The following is a 26,013-nucleotide window of genomic DNA, read 5'->3' on the forward strand; positions in this document are numbered from 1 at the left end:
TATCATGCAGTGCAACAGAAAGGGTGCCTACACGAAAGGTTCCAGCGCTGTTTGTAAGGAAGCGTTGCCATCGCTAGAGGGCTGGCCCATGCCCAATGTCACACCCGAACTGCGCGACGCAGCGCTGACCTCCAAGGCCTGGCCCTATGAGGAGGCACGCAAGATTCTGGCCCGCTATCCCGATGGGAAACCGGGTGGCGCCCCGATATTGTTCGAAACCGGATACGGCCCGTCGGGCCTGCCGCATATCGGCACCTTCAACGAAGTGCTCCGCACGACGATGGTGCGCCGCGCGTTCGAGACGCTGTCGGACCAGCCAACGCGGCTGATCGCCTTTTCGGACGATATGGACGGCCTCCGCAAGGTGCCGGACAATGTGCCCAACCGCGAGATGCTGGCGGAGCATCTGGGCAAGCCGCTGACGCGCGTGCCCGACCCGTTCGGCAAGTTCGAAAGCTTCGCGCATCACAATAATGCGATGCTGCGCCAATTCCTCGATCAGTTCGGGTTCGAATATGAATTCGCCTCGGCCAGCGATTATTACGCGGGTGGCCGGTTCGACGACACGCTACGCGCGGTGCTGCGCCACTATGACAAGATCATGGGCGTCATGCTGCCGACGCTGGGGGAGGAACGCCGCGCGACCTATTCGCCGGTGCTGCCGATCAGCCCGAAGTCGGGCATCGTGCTGCAAGTGCCGGTCGAGGTGGTCGATGCCGATGCCGGGCTGATCGCGTTCGAGGATGAGGGCGAGCGCATCGAGCAATCGGTGCTGGGCGGCCAGGCCAAGCTGCAATGGAAGGTCGACTGGGCCATGCGCTGGGTCGCGCTGGGCGTCGATTATGAAATGGCGGGCAAGGACCTGATCGATTCGGTCACCCAGTCGTCAAAGATCGCCCGCGTGCTGGGCGCCCGCCCGCCGGAGGGCTTCAATTACGAGATGTTCCTCGACGAAAACGGGCAGAAGATCTCGAAGTCCAAGGGCAATGGCCTCAGCCTTGAGCAATGGTTGACCTATGGCCCGGAAGAAAGCCTTGCCTTCTACGCCTATCGCGAGCCGAAAAAGGCGAAGCAACTGCATCTGGGCGTGATCCCGCGCGCGATCGACGAATATTGGCAGTTCCGCGGCAATTACGGCGCGCAGCCGGTCGAACAGCGGCTGGGCAATCCGGTGCATCATATCCACAACGGCCCGCCGCCCGAAGAGGCGCTGCCGGTGACGTTCGGCCTGCTGCTCAACCTGATCGGCGTGATGGGGGAAGCGACGAAGGAACAGGTCTGGGGTTACCTGACCAACTATGTCGCCGATGCCAGCCCGATGCGCTATCCCGCGCTCGACGCGCTGATCGGCCACGCCATCGCCTATGTCCGCGACGTCGCCGAAAAGCCGGTGCGCCGCGCGCCCCAGGGGGTTGAGGTCGCCGCGCTGGAACGACTGGATGCCGAACTCGCCGCGCTGCCCGACGGTGCGAGCGCCGAGGACGTTCAGAACATCGTCTATGAAATCGGCAAGACCGGCGGGTTCGAACAGCTGCGCGACTGGTTCAAGGCGCTGTACGAAACGCTGCTCGGCTCCAGCCAGGGGCCGCGCATGGGCAGCTTCATCGCACTGTACGGCGTGGCGAACACCCGCAAGCTGATTGGCGACGCGCTGGCACGGTAAGCGCGCCGGCACCTCCCCCATGCGGGGAGGTGCCACGCGCTATTCGTGCGATCGGCCGAAATCGGCGCGCGCGTCGTCCTGACCCTGTTCGACGATCGAGCGGCGAATGGCGCGCGTCTGGGTGAAATGATCGAACAGCTCGTCACCCTTCCCCCAGCGGATCGCCCGCGACAGCGCGGCCAGATCCTCTGAAAAGCGCTGGAGCATGTCCAGCACCGCTTCCCGGTTGGCCAGGAACACGTCGCGCCACATCGTCGGATCGCTGGCGGCGATGCGCGTGAAGTCGCGAAAGCCACCCGCCGAATATTTGATGACCTCCGACTGGGTGACTTCTTCCAGGTCGGATGCCGTGCCGACGATCGTATAGGCGATCAGGTGCGGCAAATGGCTGGTCACCGCCAACACGCGGTCATGATGGTCGGGGGCCATCGTTTCGACCTCTGCCCCCAGCGCGCGCCAGAAACCGGCGACCTTGTCCACCGCGACCGGGTTCGCGCCCTCCGGCGGGGTCAGGATGCACCAGCGGTGGTTGAAAAGCGTGGCGAAGCCTGCCGTCGGCCCGCTCTGTTCGGTGCCGGCGACCGGATGTGCGGGAACGATGGCGTGGTTGGGCAGCGCGGCGCTCAGCGCCTCGACCACGCTGGCCTTGCACGATCCGACATCAGTGACGATCGCGCCCGGCGGCAGGGCATCGGCCAGCGCTGCCGCCGCCGCGCCCATCGCGCCGACGGGGACGCATAGCACCACAAGATCCGCGTCCTGCACCGCTTCGGTCGCGGTGTCGGCAATCGAATGGCCCAATCCGATGGCGCGGGCCGTCTCACGCACCGCCGGGTCGGCATCGTGGCCGATGACGCGCGCGTCGGGCATCCGCGCGGCGACCGCGCGGGCAACCGATGATCCGATCAGCCCCAGGCCGATGACGGCGACACGCGCGAAATCGCTCATTCGCCCGCGACGATCCTGCGGAGCGCCGCCATCACGCCTTGCGTCTCCTCAGCCGTGCCGATCGAGATGCGCAGGCCATGGGGCAGCCCCTGTCCGGGCAGCCAACGCACAATATAGCCCGCCTCCATCAGCGCCTTGTACGCCGTTTCGGCGCTGACCGGCCCTTCGAACAGGACCAGCACGAAATTGGCCTTGGACGGCACTGCGCGCAGCCCGGCATTGCCGAGCTTTTCGACCTCCTGCGTCAGCCATGCTCGCCACGTCGCGTTATGATCGCGGCTGTTGTCGACGAAATCGTCGGCGGCCAGCGCGGCGATTGCCGCCTGTTGCCCGGCGGTGGTCACGTTGAAGGGCGCGCGGATGCGGTGCATCGCCTCCACCGCCGCCGCCGGGCCATATCCCCAGCCGATACGTTCGGCGGCAAGGCCATAGATTTTGGAGAAGGTGCGCGTGACGATGACGTTCGACTCGGTCCGGGCGAGCTCGAGTGCGTGATCGTCCTCCTCCGCGCGGATATATTCGGCATAGGCCTGATCGATCACCAGCATCACCTCACGCGGCAGCGCGGCGTGCAGGCGGGCGATTTCTTCGCGCGCGGCAAAGGTGCCGGTGGGGTTGTTGGGGTTCGCCACGAACACCACCCGCGTCGCCGGGGTGACGCAGGCAAGGATCGCATCGACATCGGTCGCATAATCGCGGTCGGGCGCGACGACCGGGGTCGCACCAACACGGCGCGCCGCAATTTCATAAACGGCAAAGCCATAGCGCACGAAGATGATCTCGTCGCCCGGCCCGGCATAGGCGCCGGCGACCAGGTGCAGCACCTCGTCCGATCCGGTACCATAAATGACGCGCGCGGGGTCGAGACCGTGTTTCACCGCGATCGCCTCGCGCAACTCGCTCGCGCCGGCGTCGGGGTAACGCTCAAGCGTCTGGCTGGCCTCGGCAAAGGCGGCGCGCGCCTCGGGCGCGGTGCCCAGCGGGTTTTCGTTCGACGACAATTTGGCGACCTTGCGCCCGTCATCGGTCTTGGAACGGCCGGGGACATAGGGCGCGATGGCCATGACCCATGGCTTGGGGATCGGTGCGGTCATGCTCCGCCGATAGGCGCTGGCCCGCCCTGCACGCAAGGGGCGCGAGCGCACGCACGTCCAAGCCACCTTCCCCCCGCCCGCGCGCTCGGCTAGGGGCTGCGGCCCATGTCGGACCCCCGCTTCGGCCAGAATCGTCGCACCACCCTGCCCGGCCCGCTTAAGCTGGACGGCGGGGCGCTGCTGTCGCCGCTCGATATCGCCTATGAAACCTATGGCACGCTGAACGCCGATGCCAGCAACGCCATCCTCGTCTGTCACGCGCTGACCGGCGACCAATATGTCGCATCGAATCACCCGGTGACGGGCAAGCCCGGCTGGTGGACGCGCATGATCGGCCCGGACAAGCCGATCGACCCGGCGCGCGATTTCGTCATCTGTGCCAATGTGCTGGGCAGTTGCATGGGCAGTTCGGGCCCGGCGTCCATCAACCCGGCGACCGGCCACGCATGGGGCATGGCGTTTCCGGTCATCACCATCCGCGACATGGTGCGCGCACAGGCGATGCTGCTCGACCATCTGGGCGTGCGGCGGCTGAAGGCGGTGGTCGGCGGGTCGATGGGTGGGATGCAGGCGCTCAGTTGGGCCGCGACCTTCCCCGAACGCGTCGCCGCTGCCGTCATCATCGCATCGACCGCGCGCCATTCGGCACAGAATATCGCGTTCCACGAAGTCGGGCGTCAGGCGATCATGGCCGACCCCAACTGGCAGGGCGGCGATTATTATGAGGGCACGCCCCCCGCCGCCGGGCTGGCGGTGGCGCGGATGGCGGCGCACATCACGTACCTGTCCGAAGCGGGCCTGACCGAAAAATTCGGGCGGCGGCTTCAGGCGCGGGAGGCAAAGTCCTTCGGCTTCGATGCGGATTTTCAGGTCGAAAGCTATCTGCGCTATCAGGGGCTGGCCTTTACCGACCGGTTCGATGCCAATGCCTATCTCTATATCACCCGCGCGCTCGATTATTTCGACCTGGCGGAGGAGCATGGCGGCACGCTGGCCAATGCGTTCCGGGACACGGCGACCCGCTTTTGCCTGGTCAGTTTCGACACCGACTGGCTGTACCCGACGCGCGAAAGCCGTGCGATCGTTCAGGCGCTGCACGCGGCCGGTGCGGCAGCCAGTTTCGTCGAGCTGTCCTCTCCCTTCGGCCACGACGCGTTCCTGCTCGACAGCCCGGAGTTGAACCGCGTGGTCGACGGCTTTCTGAAGGCGGGGGCGGCGCGATGAGCGACCTTCGCCCCGATCTGGCGATCATCGCGCGCAATGTCGCGGCGGGGTCCCGCGTACTGGATGTCGGATGCGGCGACGGCGCACTGATGGCGGCGCTCCGCGACACGGCTGGCGTCGATGCGCGCGGGCTTGAGATCAACCCCGCCAATGTCGCCGCCGCTGTCGGGCGGGGGCTGTCGGTGGTTCAGGGCGATGCAGACACCGACCTGGCCGATTATCCCGACGCCAGTTTTGATTACGCGATCCTCAGCCAGACGCTGCAGACGACGATGCGCCCCCATGTCGTGCTGGATCATCTGCTGCGGATCGGACGGCGGGCGTTCGTCAGCTTTCCCAACTTCGCCCATTGGCGCGTGCGTGGATCGCTTTTGTGGGGCGGGCGGATGCCCGTGACACCGCTGTTGCCACTGAAATGGTATGAGACGCCCAACATCCACCATGTGACGGTCGATGACTTCCGCGAACTGGTGCGCGACCGTGGCCTGACGGTGGAGGGGGCGTGGTTCCTGTCCCACGGCAGGCCCGCGCGCCCGGCAGCGGCGAATTTCTTTGCCGAGCACGCGGTGTTCCTGCTCAGGCGGTAAGGCGGCGTGCCAGCGGCGTGTCGCACACGTCGCGATAACGGGCCATCACCAGGCTGAAGACGCCGAACATCAACAGACCGCCCGCCACCGCATCAAACAGCCAGCCGCGCCCAGTATAGCTGGCGACCGCGTCCTGAAACCCGACCTCCCCCGCACGGCCCGACCAGCCAAGGTCGACCAGCGTCCATGCGATTGCAGCAAACACTGCCGCCCGCGCGGCGTGGCCGATCCGGCCCACGGTCTTGCTCCACTGCGGTGCCCTGGCGACCAGCAGCCGCATGAATTCGGCAGTCCACGCCTTTTTCGCCTGCGCCACGGCGGCGGCGGCAAAGCCCAGGCCGACCAGCAGCAGCAGCACCCAGCCAAGCGGCAGGCCCAGCGCCATCGCGGTGGCGTCGCGTCCCGCTTCGCCATCCTGCGGCCGGGTACCCCATGCGAATAGCGACGCCGCACCATAAGCAAGACCGAAATGCGCCAGGCCGCTCAGCACATGGCCGCCGCGCTTGGCCAGCCCCTTGGCATCATCACCGTCGGCTTCCAGATCGACCGACGCACCGTAAAGGCGGAACAGGCCATAAGCGGCCAAGCCGACCGCCAGGGCCGCCATCAGCGGCTTGCCGCCGGGCACTTCGGACAGGGGCGCAAGGACGCTGGTTGTCCCCTCTGCCTGTCCCGTTGCGAGCGACAGATAGCCCAATGCGAAATAAATGATCGCGCGCGCGACATAGCCGATGCGCGCGAGCATCGCGATGCGTTCGTCCGGTTTCACCGCAAACCCCTTTTCCTCGTTGCGTCACCGAAACGCCGCAGGAGGAAAAAGGATCAGCGATGAACTGACGGATCAGAACGGGACGTCGTCGTCCAGATCGTCGGGGAAGCCGCCATGGTCGTTGTTCGACCGGCCACCGCCCTGATTGCCACCGCGCGCGCCGCCGCCGAAACCGCTGCCGCCGCGCCCAGAGGACTGGCCCGCGAAATCATCGCCGCCGCCCCAATCGTCACCGCCGCGCGACCCGCCGCCGCCAAAGCCGCCGCCAGCACCGCCGCCCTGACCACCGCCGCCGGGACCGTCGAGCATCGTCAGCACGCTGTTGAAACCTTGCAGCACCACTTCGGTCGAATAGCGGTCCTGACCCTGCTGATCCTGCCATTTGCGGGTCTGAAGCTGGCCCTCGATATAAACCTTGGACCCCTTGCGCAGGAATCGTTCGGCGACGTTCGCCAGCCCTTCGTTGAAGATCGCGACCGAATGCCATTCGGTGCGTTCCTTCTTCTCGCCGGTATTGCGGTCCTTCCACGATTCGCTGGTCGCGATGCGCAGGTTCACCACCTTGCCACCGTTGGAAAAGGTCCGCGATTCGGGGTCTCGACCGAGATTGCCGACGAGAATGACTTTATTGACGCTGCCGGCCATGATGACTCCAAGAGGAATGCCGCGCGATGGGCGCGGTGGGGATTCGAATGATGGGCGACCTTATAAACCTGAACCGCGCGCGCAAGGCCAAGGCAAAGGCCGAACGTACTGCAGCTGCCGATGCGAACCGGGTGAAGTTCGGCCGGACCAAGGCCGAACGCCAGGCCGATGCGACGGATCGCGCGCGCCGCGACGCCCGGCTGGACGGCGCGAAGCGCGAGGACCGCTAACCCAGCCCCACCGCGACCGCCAGCCAATAGGTGACACCCGCCGCGACATAGGCGATGGCGAACAGATAGCCGACCATGAACATCGGCCATTTCCAGCCATTGGTCTCGCGCCGGGTGACCGCGATGGTCGAGATGCACTGCGGCGCGAACACGAACCAGGCGAGGAAGGCAAGCGCGGTGGCCAGGCTCCAGCGGCGCTGCAACTGTTCGCGGATCGTCGCCTGTCCGGTCTCTCCCTCGGCATCATCCACGGCATAGACGGTGCCGATCGCCGCGACCGCAACCTCGCGCGCGGCCATGGCGGGGATCAGCGCCAGCGCGATGTCGTGATTGAAGCCGATGGGGCGCACCACGACCTCCAGACCGCTGGCGATGCGGCCCGCAACTGAATACTCGGCCTGGCTGACGCCCTCCGGCGCCTTGGGAAAGCTCAGCAACGCCCACAGGACCACGGTTGTCAGCAGGATGATCGTCCCCGCCCGCTTCAGAAAAGCCTCTGCCCGCTGCCACAGCCCCAGCGCGAAATCGCGCGGGTTGGGCCATTGATAGCGCGGCATTTCCAGCATGAAGCCCGACGACGCCCCTTGCGTCACCGTGCGGCGAAGCAGCAGCGCGGCCAGAAATGCGCCGACGATTCCCGCGATATACAGGCAGAATAGCACCAGCCCCTGAAGGCCGAAGCCCGGTCCCACCGCGTCGTTCGGAATGAATGCGCCGATGATGATGGTATAAACGGGCAACCGCGCCGAACAGGTCATCAGGGGCGCGATCAGGATCGTCGTCAGCCGGTCCTTTTCATCGTCGATGGTGCGCGTCGCCATGATGCCCGGCACCGCACAGGCAAAGCTGGACAGAAGCGGAATGAATGCACGGCCCGACAGACCGACACTGGCCATCAGCCGGTCCATCAGGAACGCCGCACGCACCATATAGCCCGATGCTTCTAGCAGCAGGATGAATCCGAACAGGATCAGGATCTGCGGCAGGAACACGACCACTGCACCGACACCGGCAATGATGCCGTCGACGACCAGCGACCGCACGAATCCTTCGGGCAGCAAATCGCCCACCGCGCCGCCAAGCAGCGCCATGCCCTCTTCGATCCAGCCGATCGGCGCTTCGGACCAGGCGAACACCGCCTGAAAAATCACGAACAAAAGGCCCAGCAGCACCGCCATGCCCCACACCGGGTGCAGCAGGACGCCGTCCAGCCGGTGCGTCAGCCGCCGGGTGCGCGTTTCGCTGACCGTCGCGGCCAGTGCGATACGGCGCGCATCGCGCTGAAGCGTGACAATGTCGGGCAGATCGGGCGCCCCGATCCGTGCAGCAGCCTCCGCCGCCGGGCGCACCGCCGTGCCCAGCGCCTCACGCAGCGTGTCCAGCCCGCGGCGGCGCACCGCGACTGTCGGCACCACCGTCAGCCCCAGTTCCCGGCCCAGCCGTTCGGGATCGAGCACCAGCCCGTCGCGTTCGGCCAGATCGACCATGTTCAGCGCGACGACGATCGGCATCCCCAGCGCCTTGAGCTGAAGGACGAAGCGCAGATGATTGTCGAGGTTGCCGGCATCGACGACGACCAGCAACGCATCGGGCCGCCGCTCACCCGGCAGGCTGCCCAGCACCACGTCACGTGTCACCCGTTCGTCGGGGCTGGCCGGGTCGAGGCTGTAGGTGCCCGGAAGGTCGATCAGCTCGGCCGGGCGGCCATCGGCCAGCACCAACCGGCCCGAATGGCGCTCTACCGTGACCCCGGGATAATTGCCCACCTTCTGCCGCGCGCCGGTCAGCGCGTTGAACAGGGCGGATTTGCCGGCGTTGGGATTGCCGACCAGTGCGATCAAAGGGGCGGCGTGCATCGCGTCAGCCAGCAGGCGCGACGTGAATGGCGTGCGCGACATGGCGGCGCAGCGCGATGGTCATACGCCCGATGCGGCAGGCCACCGGCCCGCCACCCACGCCGGAGCGATGCACCATCTCCACCGCAACCCCTTCATCCAGGCCCAGTTCGCGCAGGCGCCGCGCTTCGGGCACTGACAATGCGTCCCAGTCGACCGACTGCACGACGGCCCGCGCTTCCCGCGCGAGTTGAACAAGGCTGAGCGTTGGGGAAAGCATTGCGAGCGATTATCAATAGATGCACCGAAAGGCCAGCCCCAATGCGGGACTGGCCGGATCGACGACAAGCCACTATCTTGTCGCCTGTGTCTTTTCTCAGCCGCTTCTCCCCCATTCGCGCATGGCGCGACCTGCGCCTGTTCCTGTCGCATCGTGAACGCCACGAACTGATCTTTCTGGTGCTGGCGATGGGCGTCACCGGTGTGGTGCTGGCGGGCTTCTATTACGACTCGAAGATCGAGCGGCCCTATAAGCCACCAGAAATCACCTATTTCGAAAGCTGGCCTGAAAATCGCAGCGACGAGGCGATCAAGGCGCAACAAGTGATCGATCAGGCAAAGAAGGAAAAGCGCCTGGCCGAGATCGAGCGTCGGCAGGCCGAACGCCGCGCCGAATTCAAGCGGTTGAACGACAAGCTGGAGCGCTGGGGCCTTTGAGCGACGACGCCCGCTGGATGGGCGCGGCGCTGGCGCTGGCCGAACGCACGCGGGGTCAAACGGCGCCCAATCCCAATGTCGGCTGCGTGATCGTTCGCGACGGACGAGTCGTCGGACGCGGCTGGACCCAGCCGGGCGGCCGCCCTCATGCTGAGGCGATGGCGCTGCAACAGGCCGGAAGCGCCGCCCACGGTGCCACCGCCTATGTCACACTCGAACCCTGCGCCCATGCCTCTGCTCGCGGACCGGCTTGCGCCGACCTGCTGATCGCCAGCGGCGTTGCGCGGGTGGTCGCGGCAATGCGCGACCCCGATCCGCGCACCAACGGCGCGGGGCTGGCCCGCCTCGCCGATGCGGGGATCAAGACCGCATGCGGCGTGCGCGCCGACGATGCGGCTTTGTCGATGGCGGGATTTCTGACACGGCGATCCAGGGGGCGACCGTTCGTCACGCTAAAGCTGGCGTTGTCGCTGGACGGCGGCGTAGCGATGGCCGATGGACGCAGCCAGTGGATCACCGGGCCGGAAGCGCGCGCCCACGCCCATCTGGAACGCAGCCGCCACGAACTGATCCTTATCGGCGCGCTGACGCTGGCGACCGACGCGCCCCGGCTGGACGTGCGGCTGCCGGGGCTTGAGGGCCGCTCCCCAACCCGCGTCGTGCTTGGCCGCCGGACCGATGCACCGCCGGGCTGGATCGCGATCCGATCGCCGGGGGATATTCCCGACCTGCCGGGGGACCACCTGATGGTGGAAGGGGGCGCCGCGACCGCGGCTGCGTTTCTGGCGGAGGATCTGGTCGACCGGCTGATCCTGTACCGTGCGCCCATCCTGATCGGCGATGCGCGGACGCTGGGCGACATCGGCCTGACCGACCTGCCCGCCGCCCACGGACGCTGGCGCATGATCCAAAGTCGGCAGCTTGGCGTCGATACGCTTGAAGTGTACCAGCGCGCCTGATGTTTACCGGAATCGTCACCGATGTCGGCCGTATCGCGGCCGTCGAGCAGCAAGGCGACCTGCGCGTCGTCGTCTCCACCACCTATGATACCAGCACGATCGACCTTGGCGCGTCGGTGGCCTGTTCGGGCGTCTGCCTGACCGTGGTCGACAAGGCGCCGGGCAGGCTTTCCTTCGACGTCTCAGCCGAAAGCGTATCGCGCACTGCCGCCGGCATGTGGGCACAGGGCCGCCGCCTGAACCTGGAACGTGCGCTCAGGCTGGGCGACGAGCTGGGCGGGCATATCGTGACCGGGCATGTCGACGGCGTCGGCACGATCGATTCGATGGTGGAGGAGGGCGGCAGCATCCGCGTCACCATCGCCGCCCCGCGCGAACTGGCGCCCTATATCGCGGCCAAGGGGTCGATCACGGTCGACGGCGTATCGCTGACCGTCAACTCGGTCGAGGACAAGGCCGATGCCGTCCGCTTCGGCCTGAACATCATTCCGCATACGGCCGGGGTCACGACCTTTGCCGATCTGAAGCCGGGTCAGGCCGTCAATCTGGAGATCGACGTGCTGGCCCGCTACCTCCAGCGAATGGAACAGGCCCGTGCAACAGCCTGATGTGTCCCGTATCCGCCACGCCTTCCTCTCGTCGCCCGAAGAGATCATCGATGAAGCGCGCAATGGCCGCATGTTCATCCTGGTCGATGACGAGGACCGGGAGAATGAGGGCGATCTGGTCATCCCCGCCCAGATGGCGACCCCAGCCGCCATCAATTTCATGGCCACGCATGGCCGCGGGCTGATCTGTCTGGCGATGACCAAGTCGCGGGTCGAGCAACTGGGCCTGCCGCTGATGAGCGCGGCGAACGGCACGCGCCACCAGACCGCCTTCACCGTTTCGATCGAAGCGCGGCAGGGCGTGACCACCGGCATTTCCGCCGCCGATCGGGCGCGCACCATCGCCGTCGCGGTCGACGCGTCGAAGGGCGCGGATGAGATAACCACCCCCGGCCATGTCTTTCCGCTGGTCGCGCGTGAGGGCGGCGTGCTGGTGCGCGCCGGCCATACAGAGGCGGCGGTCGACGTGTCGCGGCTGGCGGGCCTCAATCCGTCGGGCGTGATCTGCGAGATCATGAAGGAGGATGGGACGATGGCCCGCCTCGACGATCTGGTTGCCTTTGCCCAGCTTCACGCGCTGAAGATCGGCACCATCCGCGACCTGATCGCCTATCGCCGCCGCTATGACCATCTGGTTGAAAAGCGCGCTGAATCCCGCTTCGACAGCGCATGGGGCGGCGACTGGCGCGCCATTACCTATTGGAACAAGGCGCAGGGCACCGAACAGATCGCGCTGGTCAAGGGCCGCATCGATCCCAACAAGCCAACGCTGGTGCGGATGCACGCGCTGTCCCCCCTGCCCGACCTGTTCGGCGAAGCAGGACCGCGCGGCGCGCTGTTGCGCCGATCGATGGAAATCATCGGCGAGGAAGGCTCTGGCGTCATCGTCGTCATCAACAAGCCCCGCGCCGACGCCTTCACCACCGCGCTGATGGCGCGTGAGGGCAAGCTGGAGCCTGCCGACATGGAGGAATTGCGCGACTATGGCGTCGGCGCGATGATCCTGACCGAATTGGGGGTGGAGGAAATGATCCTCCTCACCAACACGCACCACACGCTGGTCGGGCTCGACGGCTATGGCCTGTCGATCGTCGGCGAACGTCCCATCCCGCTTGCGGAAGAGAATTGATGGCCAAGCTCCTGATCGTCGAAGCGCGCTTTTACGACCATCTGAACGACATGCTGATCGCGGGCGCACGCGCCGCGATCAAGGCGGCGGGACACACGTCGGATACGGTGACCGTGCCCGGCGCGCTGGAAATCCCCGCCGCGATCGCACTTGCCGACCAGTCGGGCCTTTATGACGGTTATGTCGCCATCGGCGTCGTCATTCGCGGCGAAACCTATCATTTCGAAATCGTCGCGGGCGAAAGCGCGCGCGGGATCATGGCGATGACGATGGACGGCATGGCCATCGGCAACGGCATCCTGACGGTCGAGAATGAGGAACAGGCACTGGTCCGCGCCGATCCGGCCCAGAAGGACAAGGGGGGTGAAGCGGCAAAGGCCGCGCTGGCGCTGATGAAGCTGCGCGAGCGATTTGCCTGAGCGAGCGTTCCGTAACGGCTGGTGACAAACTTTGCGACAAATCCAACCGTTGCGCATCGCAATAAATCGGGCGACATAGCCGTTCGCCGGATCGGAGCGGTTGATCGCATTTGACCGTTCCGCGCCGGACCGTTGCTGCTCCCCCGCGGCTATCCCTGTCCTGCCGCCAATTCCGGAAGGCCCGTCTTGCGAAGCACCCCCGCTCCCCTTTTGTCGTTGTGCCTGATTCTCGCCGCATGTTCGGGCGGTGGCGGCGAAGCGGAAAAGGCCAAGGGCAAGGGGCGACAGGGACCGCCCGAAGTGGGCTTCGTGACGCTGCGCAATGAACGCGTGCCATTGGTCAACGAACTGGCGGGCCGCACCGCTGCGTTCGAATCGAGCGAGGTTCGCCCGCAGGTATCAGGCATCCTTCAGGCGCGGCTGTTTACCGAGGGAAGCATCGTGCGAAAGGGCCAGACGCTCTATCGCATCGACCCGCGCCTTTATCGTGCGGCGGTGGATGAGGCAGCGGCCAATGTCGCCAATGCCAAGGCGAACCGCACCGCCACAGCCAGCCGCGCTGATCGCTTCCGCCCGCTGGCAGAAATCGAAGCGGTAGCGAAGCAGGACTATACCGACGCCGTTGCCGCCGCTAGCCAGGCGACCGCACAGGTCCGCCAAGCCGAAGCACAGCTTGAGACGGCGCGCATCAACCTGAAATTCACCGACGTGCCCGCCCCGATCACCGGGCGCATCGGCCGCAGCCTGTTCACCACCGGCGCGCTGGTCACCGCCAACCAGGCCGAGCCGCTGACGATGATCCAGCGGCTGGACCCGATGTTCGTCGATATCCAGCAAAGCGCGTCCGAACTGCTCCAGCTCCGCCGCGCGCTGGCAACGGACGGGGTCATCCCCTCTTCGGCCGAAGTGCGGCTGCGGCTCGAGGACGGCAGCGATTACGGACAGGTCGGCACCCTCCAGTTCGCAGAGGCGATGGTCGATCCCGCCACCGGCGCGGTCACGCTGCGCGCGCGCTTCCCCAATCCCGAGGGTATTTTGCTGCCCGGCATGTATGTCCGCGCCAGCTTCAGCCAGGCGACGGCACAGGAAGCCATTCTGGTGCCACAGGCCGGCGTTGCGCGCGACGCACGCGGCAATGCCACGGTGTTCGTGATCGGTCCCGACAACAAGGCCGTGCAGCGCAAGGTGCGCGCGACGCGCACCATCGGCGACAAATGGCTGGTCACCGCCGGGCTTCGCGCGGGTGAGCGGGTAATCACCGAGGGGCTGGCGAATGTCCGCGAGGGCGAAGTGGTCCGCCCGGTCGCCGCCGGATCGCCCCCGACCCAGGCGCCCGCCGGCGCGGCCCAGGCAAAGCGCTGAGTCCGCCGCCTTGATCTCGCGCATCTTCATTGATCGGCCCATTTTCGCCTGGGTCATCGCCATCGTCATCATGCTGGCGGGCATCGGCAGCATCTTCACCCTGCCGATCGAACAATATCCCGACATTGCCCCGCCGCAGGTGAACATCCGCGCCACTTATCCGGGTGCGTCGGCGGAAATCCTCGAAAGTTCGGTGACGCAGATCATCGAACAGCAGCTGACGGGCATCGACGGGCTGATCTATTTCTCGTCCAGCTCCAGCTCGTCGGGGTCGGTGACGGTCACCGTCACCTTCGAAAAGGGCACCGATCCCGACATTGCCCAGGTTCAGGTCCAGAATCAGGTGCAACAGGCCATTCCCCGCCTGCCCGCACAGGTGCAGCAGCAGGGCCTGCGCGTGTCCAAGTCCAGTTCGGACTTCCTGATGGTCATCTCGGTCTATGACCAAAGCGACCGGACGACCGCGATCGACGTGGCGGATTATCTCGTCTCCAACCTTCAGGACCGGCTGGGCCGCGTGCAGGGTGTGGGCGACGTCAACGTGTTCGGCACCCAATATGCGATGCGCATCTGGCTGAACCCCTTTGCGCTATCGTCCTATCAGCTGATGCCCAGCGACGTGACCGCCGCGATCGAGGCGCAGAATACGCAGGTCGCCGCCGGTCAAATCGGCCAGCAACCCGCCCCGCCGGGCCAGATGCTGAACGCCACCGTCACCGCGAAATCGCGCCTGACGACGCCGGAGGAATTCCGCCAGATCATCGTCAAGACCCAGACCGACGGGTCCAAGGTGCTGTTGCAGGATGTGGCGCGGGTCGAGCTGGGCGCGGAAAACTATACCGCCATCAGCCGCCTGAACGGCCACCCCGCCGCCGGTATCGCGATTCAGCTGGCACCGGGGGCCGACGCGCTGGAGACTGCCGAGCTGGTCAAGGCGGAAGTGGAGCGGCAGGCCCCGTCCTTCCCCCCCGGATATGAATACGCTTATCCGAACGATTCGACCGCGTTCATCAAATTGTCGGTCGATGAAGTGGTCAAGACGCTGATCGAGGCGATCATCCTCGTCGTCATCGTCATGTTCGTCTTCCTGCAAAGCTGGCGCGCGACGCTGATCCCCGCGATTGCCGTGCCGGTGGTGCTGCTGGGCAGCTTTGCGGTGATGGCGATATTCGGATTCACCATCAACACGCTGACGCTGTTCGGCTTGGTGCTGTCGATCGGTCTGCTCGTCGACGACGCGATCGTCGTGGTCGAGAATGTCGAGCGCGTGATGCACGACAACCCCGAAATGACCCCGCGTGAGGCGACGATTCAGTCGATGGGCGAAATCCAGATCGCGCTGATCGCCATCGCACTGGTGCTGTCGGCCGTGTTTGCGCCGATGGCCTTTTTCGGCGGATCGGTGGGCGAGATTTATCGCCAGTTCTCGATCACCGTCATTTCGTCGATGATCCTGTCGGTGGTGGTCGCGCTGGTGCTGTCGCCGGCGCTGACCTCCACGCTGCTCAAACGCCCCGATCCGAAGAAGCCGCGCGGTCGCGTGACCGGCTGGGTCGACAAGTTTGGCGAGAAGTTCAACAGCGGCTTTGACAAGACATCGCGCAAATATCGCGACGGTGTACGCTGGGTGTTCGGGCACCGGGTGCTGGCGCTGGCGGTCTATGCGCTGCTGGTGGGTGCGTTCGTGCTGGTCTTTTACGGCCTGCCGACCAGCTTCCTCCCCAACGAGGATCAGGGACGCGCCTCAATCCAGTACACGCTGCCCGCAGGTGCGACGCAGGAACGCACGCTGGCCGCCGCGCAGGAGATCGAGAAATATTTCCTCGGCCCCGCCAAGGAGAATGTCGCCGCCATCTATACGGTCAGCGGCTCCGGGCCCGGTGGCGCGGGGCAGAATGCGGGTCGCGGCTTCATCTCGCTTGCCCCGTGGGAAGAACGGCACGGTGCGGAAAACAGCGCCGATTCGATCACCCGGGCCGCGACCAAGGCGCTGTCGAACCTGCGCGATGTGCAATTCTTCGCGCTCAATCCGCCCCCGGTGCGGGGTCTGGGCCAGGCAGGCGGCTTCACGCTTCAGCTTTTGAACACCGGCGGGCTGGACCGTGAAGCCTTCCGCGCGCGCCGTGACGAACTGTTGGCGGCAGCGGCAGAGGACTCCAGCCTAGCCAATGTCCGCCAGAACGAATTGCCCGATGTTCCGACGCTGGAAATCCAGCTCGATCAGGCGAAGCTGGGCGCGCTGGGCCTGTCCGCCAATCAGGTGGACCAGACGCTTTCGGCGGCGTGGGGCGGTGTTTACGTCAACGACTTTGTCGACCGCGGGCGCGTAAAGCGCGTCTATGTCCAGGGCGATGCCGGTTATCGCGCGCGTCCTGAGGACCTGACCAACTGGTTCGTGCGCGGCGCAAACGGGCAAATGGCACCGTTCAGCAGCTTTGCCACCGCAAAATGGGGCGTGGCGCCGGTCGTGCTGGCACGTTTCCAGGGCCAGCCCGCCTACCAGATCCAAGGCGAACCGGCACCGGGCGAAAGCTCTGGCACCGCGATGGACCGCATGGAGGCACTGGTCGGCCAGATGGAGGGGGTATCGGTCGCGTGGTCGGACCTGTCCTATCAGGAACGGCTGTCGGGTGGTCAGGCGCCGTTGCTCTACGGGCTGTCGATCCTGGTCGTGTTCCTGTGCCTGGCCGCGCTGTACGAAAGCTGGACGGTACCCTTCTCGGTGCTGCTGGTGGTTCCGCTGGGCCTGCTCGGCGCGGCGCTGGCGGTGTGGCTGCGCGGGCTTGAGAACGACGTGTATTTCCAGGTCGGCCTGCTGACCACGATGGGTCTGTCGGCCAAGAACGCGATCCTGATCGTCGAATTCGCCGAACAGGCGGAACGAGAGGGCATGAGCCCTGTCGAGGCATCGCTGGAGGCGGCGCGGCTGCGGCTTCGTCCGATCCTGATGACCAGCTTCGCCTTCATCTTCGGTGTCGTGCCGCTGGCAATCTCGACGGGCGCGGGCGCAGCGAGCCGAGTGGCGATCGGCACGGCGGTCATCGGCGGCATGGTTGCCGCGACGGTGCTGGCGATCTTCTTCGTGCCGCTGTTCTATGTGCTGGTCCGCAAGCTGTTCGGCGGCAAGGTACATGGCGCGGCAGAGGCGGATGCTCATCGCCGCGACCAGCGCGAACATGGTCTTGAAGGGGAGCCGAGCCTATGATCCGCCGTCTCACCTCGCTGACGCTGCCCGCGCTGGCGCTGACCGCATGCAGCCTTGCGCCGACCTATGAACGGCCAAGCCCTGCCGTGCCGCCCGCGTTTCCGACAATACCCGGTGGGGACCAGCCGCCGCTGCCGCCGACCGGCGCGCAGATGGTCACCTATCAACAGGTGTTCCGCGATGCGCGGCTCCAGTCGGTGATCGGGCGTGCGCTGGCCAATAATCAGAATCTGCAGGTCGCGCTGGCCAATGTGCGGCAGGCGCGCGGGCAGTTGCGCCTTGCGCGGTCCGAATTCCTCCCGGCTTTCGACGCTTCCGTCGGCGGCTCCATCGCGCGAAACCGGGGCGCGGCGCAGGGGCTTGGCGCCAATGGCGGCAGCGTCAGCGAGCAATATAGCGCGCAGATGGGCCTCAGCGCGTTCGAGATCGACCTGTTCGGGCGCATCCAGTCACAGTCCGACGCCGCACTGGCCGAATATCTGGGTACGGTGGCGGGCGTTCGCGCGGCCCGGCTGTCGCTGGTCGCGGAAACGGCCAGTACCTATTACACGCTGGCGACCGACCGCAGCCTGCTGGCCATCGCGCGCGACACGATGGCGAGTGCGGAGCGGACCGTCTCACTGACCGGCGCGCGCGTGCGGGGCGGCATCGCCGCGCGCACCGACCTTCGCCAGGCGGAAACGGTGCTGCGTCAGGCGCAGGCCGATCTGGCGGACCTGACGGCGCTGGTGCAGCAGGATCGCAACGCGCTGGAACTGCTGGTCGGCGCGCCGGTGACCGATGCGGAATTGCCGCCGGCGATCGAGACGGCAGAGCCGCTGATCGCCGATGTGCCCGCCAATCTGGATTCGCGCATTCTGCTGGCGCGTCCCGATGTCGTTCAGGCCGAATATACGCTGCGTGCCGCCAACGCCCGGATCGGTGCAGCCCGCGCGGCCTTTTTCCCGACGATCAGCCTGACCGGTCTGGTCGGCTTTGCCAGCAATGCGCTGAGTTCGCTGTTCAGTGGCGACCGGCTGATCTGGAACGCGGGCGGCACCGGCAACATCCCGATTTTTCAGGGCGGCGCGCTGCGCGGTAATCTGGAGAGTGTTGAGGCGCAGCGCGATGCCGCCGTCGCCCAATATCGCCGCGCGATTCAAGTGGCGTTCCGCGAAGTGTCCGATGCGCTGGCCCGCCGCGCGGTGATTGCCGATCAGGTGGCGGCGCAGCAAGGGCTGCTCGACGCTGCGTCGGACAGCTTCCGTCTGTCGGAAGCGCGGTATCGTGAAGGGATCGACCCGTTCCTGACGACGCTGGATGCCCAGCGCACGCTGTATTCGGCACGCCGCGCGCTGGCGTCGGCGCGGCTGGTGCGTGCCAATAATCTGGTGGAGCTGTATCGCTCGCTGGGCGGCGGCGATCTGGTACCCGAAGCGGTCGACGGCCCGCCTGAACCGCCCCGCGCGGGTGAGGCGCTTCGCCCCGGCAATCGTCCATAAAAAAAGGGGCGGGTCATCCCCGCCCCCTGTCCATTCCAGGTTATCCGTTCAGGCGCGCGTGCCCGTCAGCGGGAAGCTGCCGAACGCGCCGGCGGTCACCTGACCATCCATCGTGTCGCCCGAAACCGTTGCCTGGCAGTCCAGTGTCATCGGCATGGGGACACTGATGTCCATCTTCCACGTCATGGTGTCACCCGCGACGGTGCCATTGACCTGGCTGGTGCCCATGCCGCCCGAAAAGGTACCCGAAAAGCTGTCGCCCGCGCTCTGCACGTCCAGCATCGCCTGCTGATCGCCCAGCGGCGACTTGACCGTCACATTCCACTTGCCGTCGACATTCGCCATCGCATCCACTCCTTAATTGGCCGCGGCGCGGGTGCCGCCGGCCGGGGCTGGCACCACCTCAACGGGCAGGCCAAGGCTGTCAAGCTGGCCCCGGACCTTCGCGGCATCGCCCACGACCACCCAAACGAACTTGTCGGGGTCGAGTGCCGCCCTTGCCGCAGCGTCAAGTTGCTGCGGGGTCAGCGCGCGATATTTTTGCGCGATGGTGTCGTAATAATCGTCGGGGCGGCCGAACAGGTCGTTCGTCTCCATCGCCGCCAGCACGCGCGCGCCGGTTTCGAAATTGCCCGCCAGTTCGCGAGTCTCACCCTCGATGGTGCGAGTGAACTCCCCGGCGGTCACACCCTTTTGACCCAGAAAACCGCCAATCTCCTGACGCAGGGAGGCGAGTGCCGGGCCGGTCTTGTCAGCCTGAACCGGGGCGTTGATCGTATAGGGGACCGCGCGTTCCATCCGCTGGAAGCCACCGCCTGCGCCATAGGACCAACCCTTGGCTTCCCGCAGGTCCATGTTGATCCGGCTGAGGAAGCCGGAACCCAGCACTTCGTTAGCGGCAAAGACGGGCAACAGCTCCGCGCGCGGGTCGAGCGACGTCAATTGTGCCGCCGTGATCAGCGACTGGGGCGAATCGGGCCGGTCGATCAGGACGATCCGGGGGCTGCTGGCCGTGGCGGCAGCGGCGACGGCGGGCTTCACTCCCGCAGAGCCGGTCGCGCGCCAGTCGCCGAGCGCCTTTTCCAGCGCGCCGCGCACTTCCGCGATTGGACGGTCGCTGACAACGAAGATCCGCGCCTTGTCGGGGCGCAGCCAGGCTTGCTGGAACGCGATCAGATCGGCGCGCGTGGCGCCCTTGACCGCCACCGGATCGCCGGTGCCGCCCGCCAGCTTGGCATAGGGCGACGCGGCACCATAGACGAGACGCGGCAACATGCGCTGCGCCAGTCCGCTGGGGTTGGTCATTTCCGCCCCGATCCGTGCCAGCGTCTGACCGCGCACCCGCTCTACCTCAGCCGGCGCGAATGCGGGGTTGCGGATCACATCGCCCAGCAGCGCGATGGCGGCGTCCAGATTGGCGCTGGGCGCGGAGATGCCAACGCGGCTGCGATCGGGGTCGTTGGTGGTGAACAGCTGCGCGCCCAGCCGCTCCTGCGCTTCCGACAGGGCAACCGCATCGCGATTTGCCGTGCCCTCGTCGATCACCGCCAGCGTCAGATTGCCCAGGCCCAGCTTGTCGGCGGGGTCGGCGATGATGCCTGCGTCAAAGCTGACGACCGCGCGCGTGACCGGCACCGCGCTCTGGCGGGCATAGACCAGCTCGATGCCGTTCGACAGCTTTGCACGCTCGACCGACGGAAATGCGATGTCGCGCACTTCGCCCACCACCGGGATCGCGCCGCGCTTCCCCTGTGCGGGGCCGTCGGCGGACGCGGGCTGGGGTGCGGCATTGTTGCCGGGCGTAGTCGCCGGAGCGCCACCAACCTCTGCATAAGCCTCTCGCTGGCCATTCGCGACGGTCAACGAATAGGCCGGGCGGGACAGCCATTTGACACTGGCGGCCTTTACCGCATCCGGCGTCGCGGCGGCCAGCGCGGCCAGTTCGCGCTTGTAGAAATCGGGGTCGCCCGCGAACAAAAGGCCCGACGCCAGCGTCCCCGCCTTGCCATAGCCGCCGCCGACCGATTCAAGCCCTGCCAGCCGGCTGGAAATGGCGGTGGTAGCCACGCGGCGCACCTCGTCCTCGGTCGGGCCGGTCTTCAGATAATCGGCGATCACCGCGTCCAGCTTTTGCGCGGCGACATCGGCATCGACGCCGGGGCGCACGTCGACCACCAGGCCGAAAATGCCGACCTGCGTCAGCGACTGGTTATAGGCCTGAACCCCAACCGCCACGCGCGCCTTGCGCACCAGTTCATTTTCCAGCCGCGAACTGGCAAGGCCGCCCAGCGCCCCAGCCGCCACGTCCAGTAATTGCGCGTCGCCATCGCGAAGGCCGGGCACCGCCCACATCCGGTACAGGCGCGTGGTCGCCACGCGGTCGTGGATCGTTTCCACCACCGGCGCGGGCAGCGTCGGCACGGGCGCTGGCGGTGCCTTGACCTCTGGTCCGCGCGGGATGCCGCCGAAATATTTCTCCATCAGCGGGCGCGCGGTCGCCACGTCGATATCGCCCGCCAGCGCGATCACCGCGTTGTTCGGCCCGTAATAGCTGCGGAACCAGGTCTTCACGTCGGCAAGGCTGGCCGCCTGAAGATCCGCCATCGAGCCGATGGTCGAGTGGTGATAGGGGTGACCGACCGGGAACAGCCCCTCGCTCATCTTGTAGCGGACCAGGCCATAGGGCTGGTTGTCGCCCTGACGCTTCTCATTCTGCACGACGCCGCGTTGCTCATCCAGCACCCCTTGCGTCACCGCGCCGAGCAGATGGCCCATGCGGTCGCTTTCCATGAAAAGCGCGCGGTCCAGCGCAGCCCGTGGCACGGTTTCGAAATAGTTGGTGCGGTCGAAACTGGTCGTGCCGTTCATGTCGGTGGCCCCGGCAGAGCGCATCGGTTCGAAGAAATCGCCGGGGACGTTTTCGGTGCCGTTGAACATCAGATGTTCGAACAGATGGGCAAAGCCGGTCTTGCCCTTCGGCTCATGCTTGGACCCGACATCGTACCAGACCGACACCGCGACGACCGGCGCCTTACGATCGGTATGCACCAGCACGCGCAGGCCGTTGTCCAGCGTGAACGTCTCATACGGGATGTCGACCGATTTGATCAGGTCGGCCACCGGCGCGGGCGCGGGTTGCGCCTGACGGGCGAAAGCGGGCGCGGCGAGCGCGCAGGCGGCGGCACTGATCAGCAGAAAGGCACGCATTCGGGCTTATGCTCCAGAAAGTTACGGAGGAGACGATAGCGTGCGGTGAAACGGGTGCAAGCCGCGTCGCTTTCTGGCAAGGGCGCGCGCATCCAACCTTTTCGTCGAGGTTCGCCATGTCTCTTCGCCGCCTCCTCGTCCTTGCCGGAGCCATTGCCATGACTGCCCCCGTCCATGCCGCCCAGGAAAAGCCGGGCTGGACCCTCGTGATCCATGGTGGCGCGGGGGTGATCGAACGCGAACGCATGACCCCGGAGCGTGAGGCCGCCGCCCGCGCCGGGCTGAACGCCGCACTGGATGCGGGGCAAAAGGTGCTGGCATCGGGCGGCACTGCGCTCGACGCGGTGGAGGCCGCCGTGCGGGTGCTGGAGGACGACCCCAATTTCAACGCCGGGCGCGGCGCGGTCTTTACCTATGAGGGGAAGAACGAACTCGACGCCGCGATCATGGAGGGCGAGGGGCGCAAGGCTGGCGCAGTCGCGGGTGTGACCGCGACGCGCAGCCCCATCGGCCTGGCCCGCGCGGTTATGGAGAACAGCCCGCACGTCATGCTGGCAGGCGCGGGTGCCGATACCTTCTCCCGCGAACAGGGGCTGGAACAGGTCGGGCCGGAATGGTTCGCCACCCCCGAACGCCGGCAGCAGCTGGAAGAAATGAAGTCGCGCAAGGCCGACTGGTTCGACATCGACATGAAATACGGCACCGTTGGCGCGGTCGCACGCGACGCGGCGGGCCATGTCGCCGCCGCGACCTCGACCGGGGGCGTGACCGGGAAGCGCTGGGGCCGCATCGGCGATTCGCCGCTGATCGGCGCAGGTACCTATGCCGATGATCGCGCCTGTGCCGTTTCGGCCACCGGCGCGGGCGAATTCTTCATCCGCGAGGGCGTGGCGCATGAGATTTGCGCCCGCGTCCGCTTCAAGGGCGAAAGCCTGAAGGCCGCCGCTGATCAGGTAATGGGCGAGACAAAGGCGCTGGGCGGCACCGGCGGCGTAATCGTCACCGGGCCGAGCGGCGAAATGGCGTGGAGCTACAACACCCCCGGCATGTATCGCGGCCGCGCCAGCGCGGGTGGCGAGCGGGTGGTCGCCATTTACGGGGACGAACAGTGATGCGCAGGCTGATCCTCGCCCTTGCGCTGCTGCTCGCGCCTGCCCCGGCGCTGGCCTATGGTTTTTTCACGCATGAGACGATCGCGCAGATTGCCTTGCTGAACGTGCGGCCCGAAACCGCGCGACAGGTGCGCGCGCTGCTGGCCCGTGCCCCGCTGCTGGAAACGCCGGCCTGCAAGGCGGCGACGCCGGAACAGGCATCGACCTGGCCCGACTGTATTCGCGGCATGGGCGATCGCTTCAGCTATTCCGCGCCCTGGCATTACCAGAATGTCGACATCTGCCGCCCCTTCGACCTGAAGGCGGCGTGCAAGGACGGCAATTGCGTGTCGGCACAGGTCGAACGACAGGTGAAGCTGCTCCAGAACAAAACCGTCCCCGTTCGCGAGAAGGTCGCGGCGCTGGCGTTTCTGATCCATTTCGTCGGCGACCTGCACGCCCCGCCGCATGCGGGGGATCGCGGCGACCGCGGCGGCAATGACGTGAAGGCCACCTATGGCCCGGTCACGGCGCGCTGGCTGAACCTGCACTCCATCTGGGATTCGCCGCTGGCCGAACGCGCCGTGACGACGCCGCCCTCCCCCATCCGTGCCTATACCCCCGCCGAGCGTGCGCGGCTGGGTGCGGGCAGCGTCGAGGATTGGAGCCATCAGGGTTGGGAGGCCAGCCGCGACACTGCCTATGCGCTGGCAATGGGTGGTGACCCGTGCGGACCCAAGCCTGAGGGGCTGGTGACCGTCACCCCCGAAGCGATCGAGAAGATGGTGCCGGTTCAGCGGCTTCAGATCGAGCGTGCGGGCGTCCGGCTGGCGCGGATGCTGGATGAGGCATTCGATCCGGCGAATGCCTTCGCCCCCGAACCACGGCGCCGTTGACGCTGGCTGATCCTGCTCCACCGGTCGGTTTGGGGCGGCGCATGAAGGAAGATGAGATGATTGATCGCCGTACGATGCTGACCTCGGGCGTGGCCTTGGGCGCGTCGGCATTGATGCCCGCAACGGCCCGCGCGGGCCAGTCGCCCACCAACGCCGAAGCGGCCAAGCTCGACGCACTACTTGCGCGGCTGTACGACCAGTTTCTCGATACCTCGCCCGAGCTTTGCACCTCGCTGGGTCTGGATAGCGGTGATCGCTCGGGCGCCCGTGCCAAGCTGGACGATCGCTCGCCTGCCGGGATAGCGAAGGCCCATAATCTGTATCGGGAAGGTCTGGCCGCCCTGCGCGCGATCGACGCCGATCGCCTGACCGGCACCGACCGCGTGAATTACGACACCTTTGCCGGGCCGTGGGCCAATCAGGTCGCCGCATTCGACCGGTTCGATTATGGCACGGCGGGCTGGCCGGAGCCGTATACGCTGTCGCAACTGGGCGGCAGCTATCGCTCGGTTCCCGACTTCCTCGCCAACCAGCACCCTATTGCGACCCGCGCCGATGCGGAGGCATATCTGGCCCGTTGCGAAGCCTTTGCCACGGCGATGGATGACGAGCGCCAGCGCGTCGAGGCGGAGTTGGCCGCCGGGGTGACGCCGCCCGATTTCGTCCTCGACCGCGCGCTGACGCAATATGACGCGATCCTGGCCCCCGCCCCGGCAGCCAACGCGCTGGTCACCAATCTGGCCGAAAAGACGCGCGCAAAGGGCATCCAGGGCGACTGGGCAGCACGCTGCACCCGCATTCTGGCTGACCGCGTTTACCCGGCGATGCGGCGACAGGCCGAATTGCTGCGCCGCGCGCGCGGCAATGCGACATCGGATGCGGGCGTCTGGCACCTGCCCGATGGCGACGCCTTCTACGCTTATGCCCTGCGCTATGCGACGACGACCGACATGAGCGCGGAGGAGATCCACAAGCTGGGTCTGGACCGCATGGCCGCGCTGACGGCCGAGGCGGACGTCATCCTGAAGGCCCAGGGCATGACGCGCGGCACGGTGGCCCAACGTCTGCTGGCGCTCGGCAAGGAGCCGCGCTTCATTTATCCGAACACCGATGCGGGCAAGGCAAAGCTGATTGCCGACCTGAACCTTCAGGTGGCCGACATGCAGCGCCGCATTCCCCGCGCATTCGGCAAGCTGCCGCGCGCGCTGGTGGAGGTGCGGCGCGTACCGCCGGAGATCGAAGCGGGCTCCGCCGGCGGCTATTACCAGCCCCCTGCGCTGGACGGATCGCGGCCGGGCGCCTTTTACATCAACCTGCGCGATACCGCCGAATGGCCGAAATGGACGCTGCCGACGCTGACCTATCACGAAGCGACGCCGGGCCATCACAACCAGATCGCGCTGGCCCAGATCGCGACCGGCATCCCCGAACTTCGCAAGATGCCGATGTATTCGGTCTTTACCGAAGGCTGGGGCCTGTATGCCGAACAGCTGGCCGACGAACTCGGCGCATATGACGGCGACCCGTTCGGCAAGCTGGGTTATCTTCAGTCCTACATGTTCCGTGCCGGGCGGCTGGTCGTCGATACCGGCCTGCACGCCAAGCGGTGGAGCCGCGAACAGGCGGTTCGCTACATGGTCGAAAATACCGGCCAGCCCGAAGCGACGATGGTGACCGAGGTCGAACGCTATTGCGTATGGCCGGGTCAGGCGACCAGCTACATGGTCGGACAGACGCGCTGGGTGGCGATCCGGGACGGTTTGAAGGCCCGGCTGGGCGCGCGGTTCGACCTGCGCGATTTTCACGACACCGCGCTTGGCGCCGGCGTAATGCCGATTTCGGTGCTGGACGCGATGATGCAGCGCTGGGGCGACGCGCGCATGGCTTGAAACGAAACGGGGCGGGAGTGGCCATTGCCGCTCCCGCCCCGATCTGTTCGCCTCG

At 66.4% G+C, this 26,013-nt stretch carries 23 protein-coding genes; 15 read left to right on the plus strand and 8 right to left on the minus strand.

The window, feature by feature from the left end:
• Positions 1–88: 88 nt before the first annotated feature.
• Complete coding sequence (locus ACAX61_RS05895; RefSeq protein WP_370713855.1) at positions 89–1,663, plus strand: lysine--tRNA ligase; 1,575 nt, start codon at positions 89–91, stop codon at positions 1,661–1,663.
• Positions 1,664–1,702: 39 nt separating this feature from the next.
• On the opposite strand, the gene ACAX61_RS05900 is transcribed toward ACAX61_RS05895, so the two are convergent.
• Complete coding sequence (locus tag ACAX61_RS05900) at positions 1,703–2,611, minus strand: prephenate/arogenate dehydrogenase family protein (protein ID WP_370713856.1); 909 nt, start codon at positions 2,609–2,611, stop codon at positions 1,703–1,705.
• Positions 2,608–3,705: a histidinol-phosphate transaminase gene (gene hisC, locus ACAX61_RS05905; protein ID WP_370713857.1), complete on the minus strand. Its 1,098-nt coding sequence runs from the start codon at positions 3,703–3,705 to the stop codon at positions 2,608–2,610. Before hisC ends, ACAX61_RS05900 begins: the two co-directional genes overlap by 4 nt.
• A gap of 105 nt (positions 3,706–3,810) precedes the next feature.
• On the opposite strand from hisC, the gene metX reads away from it, so the two are divergent.
• Complete coding sequence (gene metX, locus ACAX61_RS05910) at positions 3,811–4,929, plus strand: homoserine O-acetyltransferase MetX (protein WP_370713858.1); 1,119 nt, start codon at positions 3,811–3,813, stop codon at positions 4,927–4,929.
• Entirely contained in the window at positions 4,926–5,516 is a 591-nt protein-coding gene (metW, locus tag ACAX61_RS05915; RefSeq protein WP_370713859.1) for a methionine biosynthesis protein MetW, read from the plus strand. The genes metX and metW overlap by 4 nt, the downstream gene beginning before the upstream one ends.
• Here the strand turns inward: metW and ACAX61_RS05920 are convergent.
• On the minus strand, positions 5,506–6,285 hold the full coding sequence (locus ACAX61_RS05920) for a DUF1206 domain-containing protein (RefSeq protein ID WP_370713860.1): 780 nt from the start codon (positions 6,283–6,285) through the stop codon (positions 5,506–5,508). The two genes, metW and ACAX61_RS05920, sit on opposite strands and share 11 nt — an antisense overlap.
• Before the next feature lie 72 nt (positions 6,286–6,357).
• Positions 6,358–6,930 carry a single-stranded DNA-binding protein gene (locus ACAX61_RS05925; protein ID WP_370713861.1) on the minus strand — a complete coding sequence of 191 codons (573 nt, stop codon included), beginning with the start codon at positions 6,928–6,930 and terminating at the stop codon, positions 6,358–6,360.
• A 47-nt stretch (positions 6,931–6,977) separates the two neighbouring features.
• Here ACAX61_RS05925 and ACAX61_RS05930 point away from each other — a divergent pair, with 47 nt between their 5' ends.
• Positions 6,978–7,160: a DUF4169 family protein gene (locus ACAX61_RS05930; protein WP_370713862.1), complete on the plus strand. Its 183-nt coding sequence runs from the start codon at positions 6,978–6,980 to the stop codon at positions 7,158–7,160.
• On the opposite strand, the gene feoB is transcribed toward ACAX61_RS05930, so the two are convergent.
• Positions 7,157–9,016 carry a ferrous iron transporter B gene (feoB, locus tag ACAX61_RS05935; RefSeq protein ID WP_370714917.1) on the minus strand — a complete coding sequence of 620 codons (1,860 nt, stop codon included), beginning with the start codon at positions 9,014–9,016 and terminating at the stop codon, positions 7,157–7,159. The genes ACAX61_RS05930 and feoB overlap by 4 nt on opposite strands.
• Positions 9,017–9,020: 4 nt before the next feature.
• The gene (locus tag ACAX61_RS05940) at positions 9,021–9,275 is read right to left on the minus strand and encodes a FeoA family protein (protein ID WP_370713863.1); all 255 of its coding nucleotides are present in this window, start codon (positions 9,273–9,275) and stop codon (positions 9,021–9,023) included.
• An 86-nt stretch (positions 9,276–9,361) separates the two neighbouring features.
• Between ACAX61_RS05940 and ACAX61_RS05945 the strand changes: the two genes are divergently transcribed.
• The 8 genes from ACAX61_RS05945 (at position 9,362) to ACAX61_RS05980 (ending at position 18,875) form a co-directional block, all read left to right on the plus strand.
• Positions 9,362–9,712, plus strand: coding sequence for a hypothetical protein (locus ACAX61_RS05945; RefSeq protein WP_370714918.1), 351 nt, complete (start codon positions 9,362–9,364; stop codon positions 9,710–9,712).
• Positions 9,709–10,671, plus strand: a complete 963-nt coding sequence (ribD, locus tag ACAX61_RS05950; protein ID WP_370713864.1) for a bifunctional diaminohydroxyphosphoribosylaminopyrimidine deaminase/5-amino-6-(5-phosphoribosylamino)uracil reductase RibD — start codon at positions 9,709–9,711, stop codon at positions 10,669–10,671. The genes ACAX61_RS05945 and ribD overlap by 4 nt, the downstream gene beginning before the upstream one ends.
• The gene (locus tag ACAX61_RS05955) at positions 10,671–11,279 is read left to right on the plus strand and encodes a riboflavin synthase (protein ID WP_370713865.1); all 609 of its coding nucleotides are present in this window, start codon (positions 10,671–10,673) and stop codon (positions 11,277–11,279) included. The genes ribD and ACAX61_RS05955 overlap by 1 nt, the downstream gene beginning before the upstream one ends.
• On the plus strand, positions 11,266–12,408 hold the full coding sequence (ribB, locus tag ACAX61_RS05960) for a 3,4-dihydroxy-2-butanone-4-phosphate synthase (RefSeq protein ID WP_370713866.1): 1,143 nt from the start codon (positions 11,266–11,268) through the stop codon (positions 12,406–12,408). Before ACAX61_RS05955 ends, ribB begins: the two co-directional genes overlap by 14 nt.
• The gene (gene ribH / locus ACAX61_RS05965; RefSeq protein WP_370713867.1) at positions 12,408–12,827 is read left to right on the plus strand and encodes a 6,7-dimethyl-8-ribityllumazine synthase; all 420 of its coding nucleotides are present in this window, start codon (positions 12,408–12,410) and stop codon (positions 12,825–12,827) included. Before ribB ends, ribH begins: the two co-directional genes overlap by 1 nt.
• A 186-nt stretch (positions 12,828–13,013) precedes the next feature.
• The gene (locus tag ACAX61_RS05970; protein ID WP_370713868.1) at positions 13,014–14,189 is read left to right on the plus strand and encodes an efflux RND transporter periplasmic adaptor subunit; all 1,176 of its coding nucleotides are present in this window, start codon (positions 13,014–13,016) and stop codon (positions 14,187–14,189) included.
• A 10-nt stretch (positions 14,190–14,199) separates the two neighbouring features.
• Positions 14,200–17,394, plus strand: a complete 3,195-nt coding sequence (locus ACAX61_RS05975; protein WP_370713869.1) for an efflux RND transporter permease subunit — start codon at positions 14,200–14,202, stop codon at positions 17,392–17,394.
• Positions 17,391–18,875 carry an efflux transporter outer membrane subunit gene (locus ACAX61_RS05980; RefSeq protein ID WP_370713870.1) on the plus strand — a complete coding sequence of 495 codons (1,485 nt, stop codon included), beginning with the start codon at positions 17,391–17,393 and terminating at the stop codon, positions 18,873–18,875. Before ACAX61_RS05975 ends, ACAX61_RS05980 begins: the two co-directional genes overlap by 4 nt.
• Positions 18,876–18,923: 48 nt before the next feature.
• Here the strand turns inward: ACAX61_RS05980 and ACAX61_RS05985 are convergent, their stop codons facing one another.
• Both ACAX61_RS05985 and ACAX61_RS05990 read right to left on the minus strand, forming a co-directional pair.
• A complete protein-coding gene (locus ACAX61_RS05985) occupies positions 18,924–19,220 on the minus strand; it encodes a hypothetical protein (protein WP_370713871.1) in 297 nt (98 codons plus the stop codon).
• A gap of 12 nt (positions 19,221–19,232) precedes the next feature.
• Positions 19,233–22,082: a M16 family metallopeptidase gene (locus ACAX61_RS05990; protein ID WP_370713872.1), complete on the minus strand. Its 2,850-nt coding sequence runs from the start codon at positions 22,080–22,082 to the stop codon at positions 19,233–19,235.
• A gap of 158 nt (positions 22,083–22,240) precedes the next feature.
• On the opposite strand from ACAX61_RS05990, the gene ACAX61_RS05995 reads away from it, so the two are divergent.
• The 3 genes from ACAX61_RS05995 to ACAX61_RS06005 are packed head-to-tail and all read left to right on the plus strand — an operon-like array spanning position 22,241 to position 25,958.
• The gene (locus ACAX61_RS05995; RefSeq protein ID WP_370713873.1) at positions 22,241–23,194 is read left to right on the plus strand and encodes an isoaspartyl peptidase/L-asparaginase family protein; all 954 of its coding nucleotides are present in this window, start codon (positions 22,241–22,243) and stop codon (positions 23,192–23,194) included.
• Complete coding sequence (locus ACAX61_RS06000) at positions 23,194–24,069, plus strand: S1/P1 nuclease (protein ID WP_370713874.1); 876 nt, start codon at positions 23,194–23,196, stop codon at positions 24,067–24,069. Before ACAX61_RS05995 ends, ACAX61_RS06000 begins: the two co-directional genes overlap by 1 nt.
• Positions 24,070–24,125: 56 nt before the next feature.
• Entirely contained in the window at positions 24,126–25,958 is a 1,833-nt protein-coding gene (locus tag ACAX61_RS06005; protein ID WP_370713875.1) for a DUF885 domain-containing protein, read from the plus strand.
• Positions 25,959–26,013: the final 55 nt, after the last annotated feature.

It is taken from the genome of Sphingomonas sp. IW22 (assembly GCF_041321155.1).
Taxonomy (GTDB): domain Bacteria; phylum Pseudomonadota; class Alphaproteobacteria; order Sphingomonadales; family Sphingomonadaceae; genus Sphingomonas.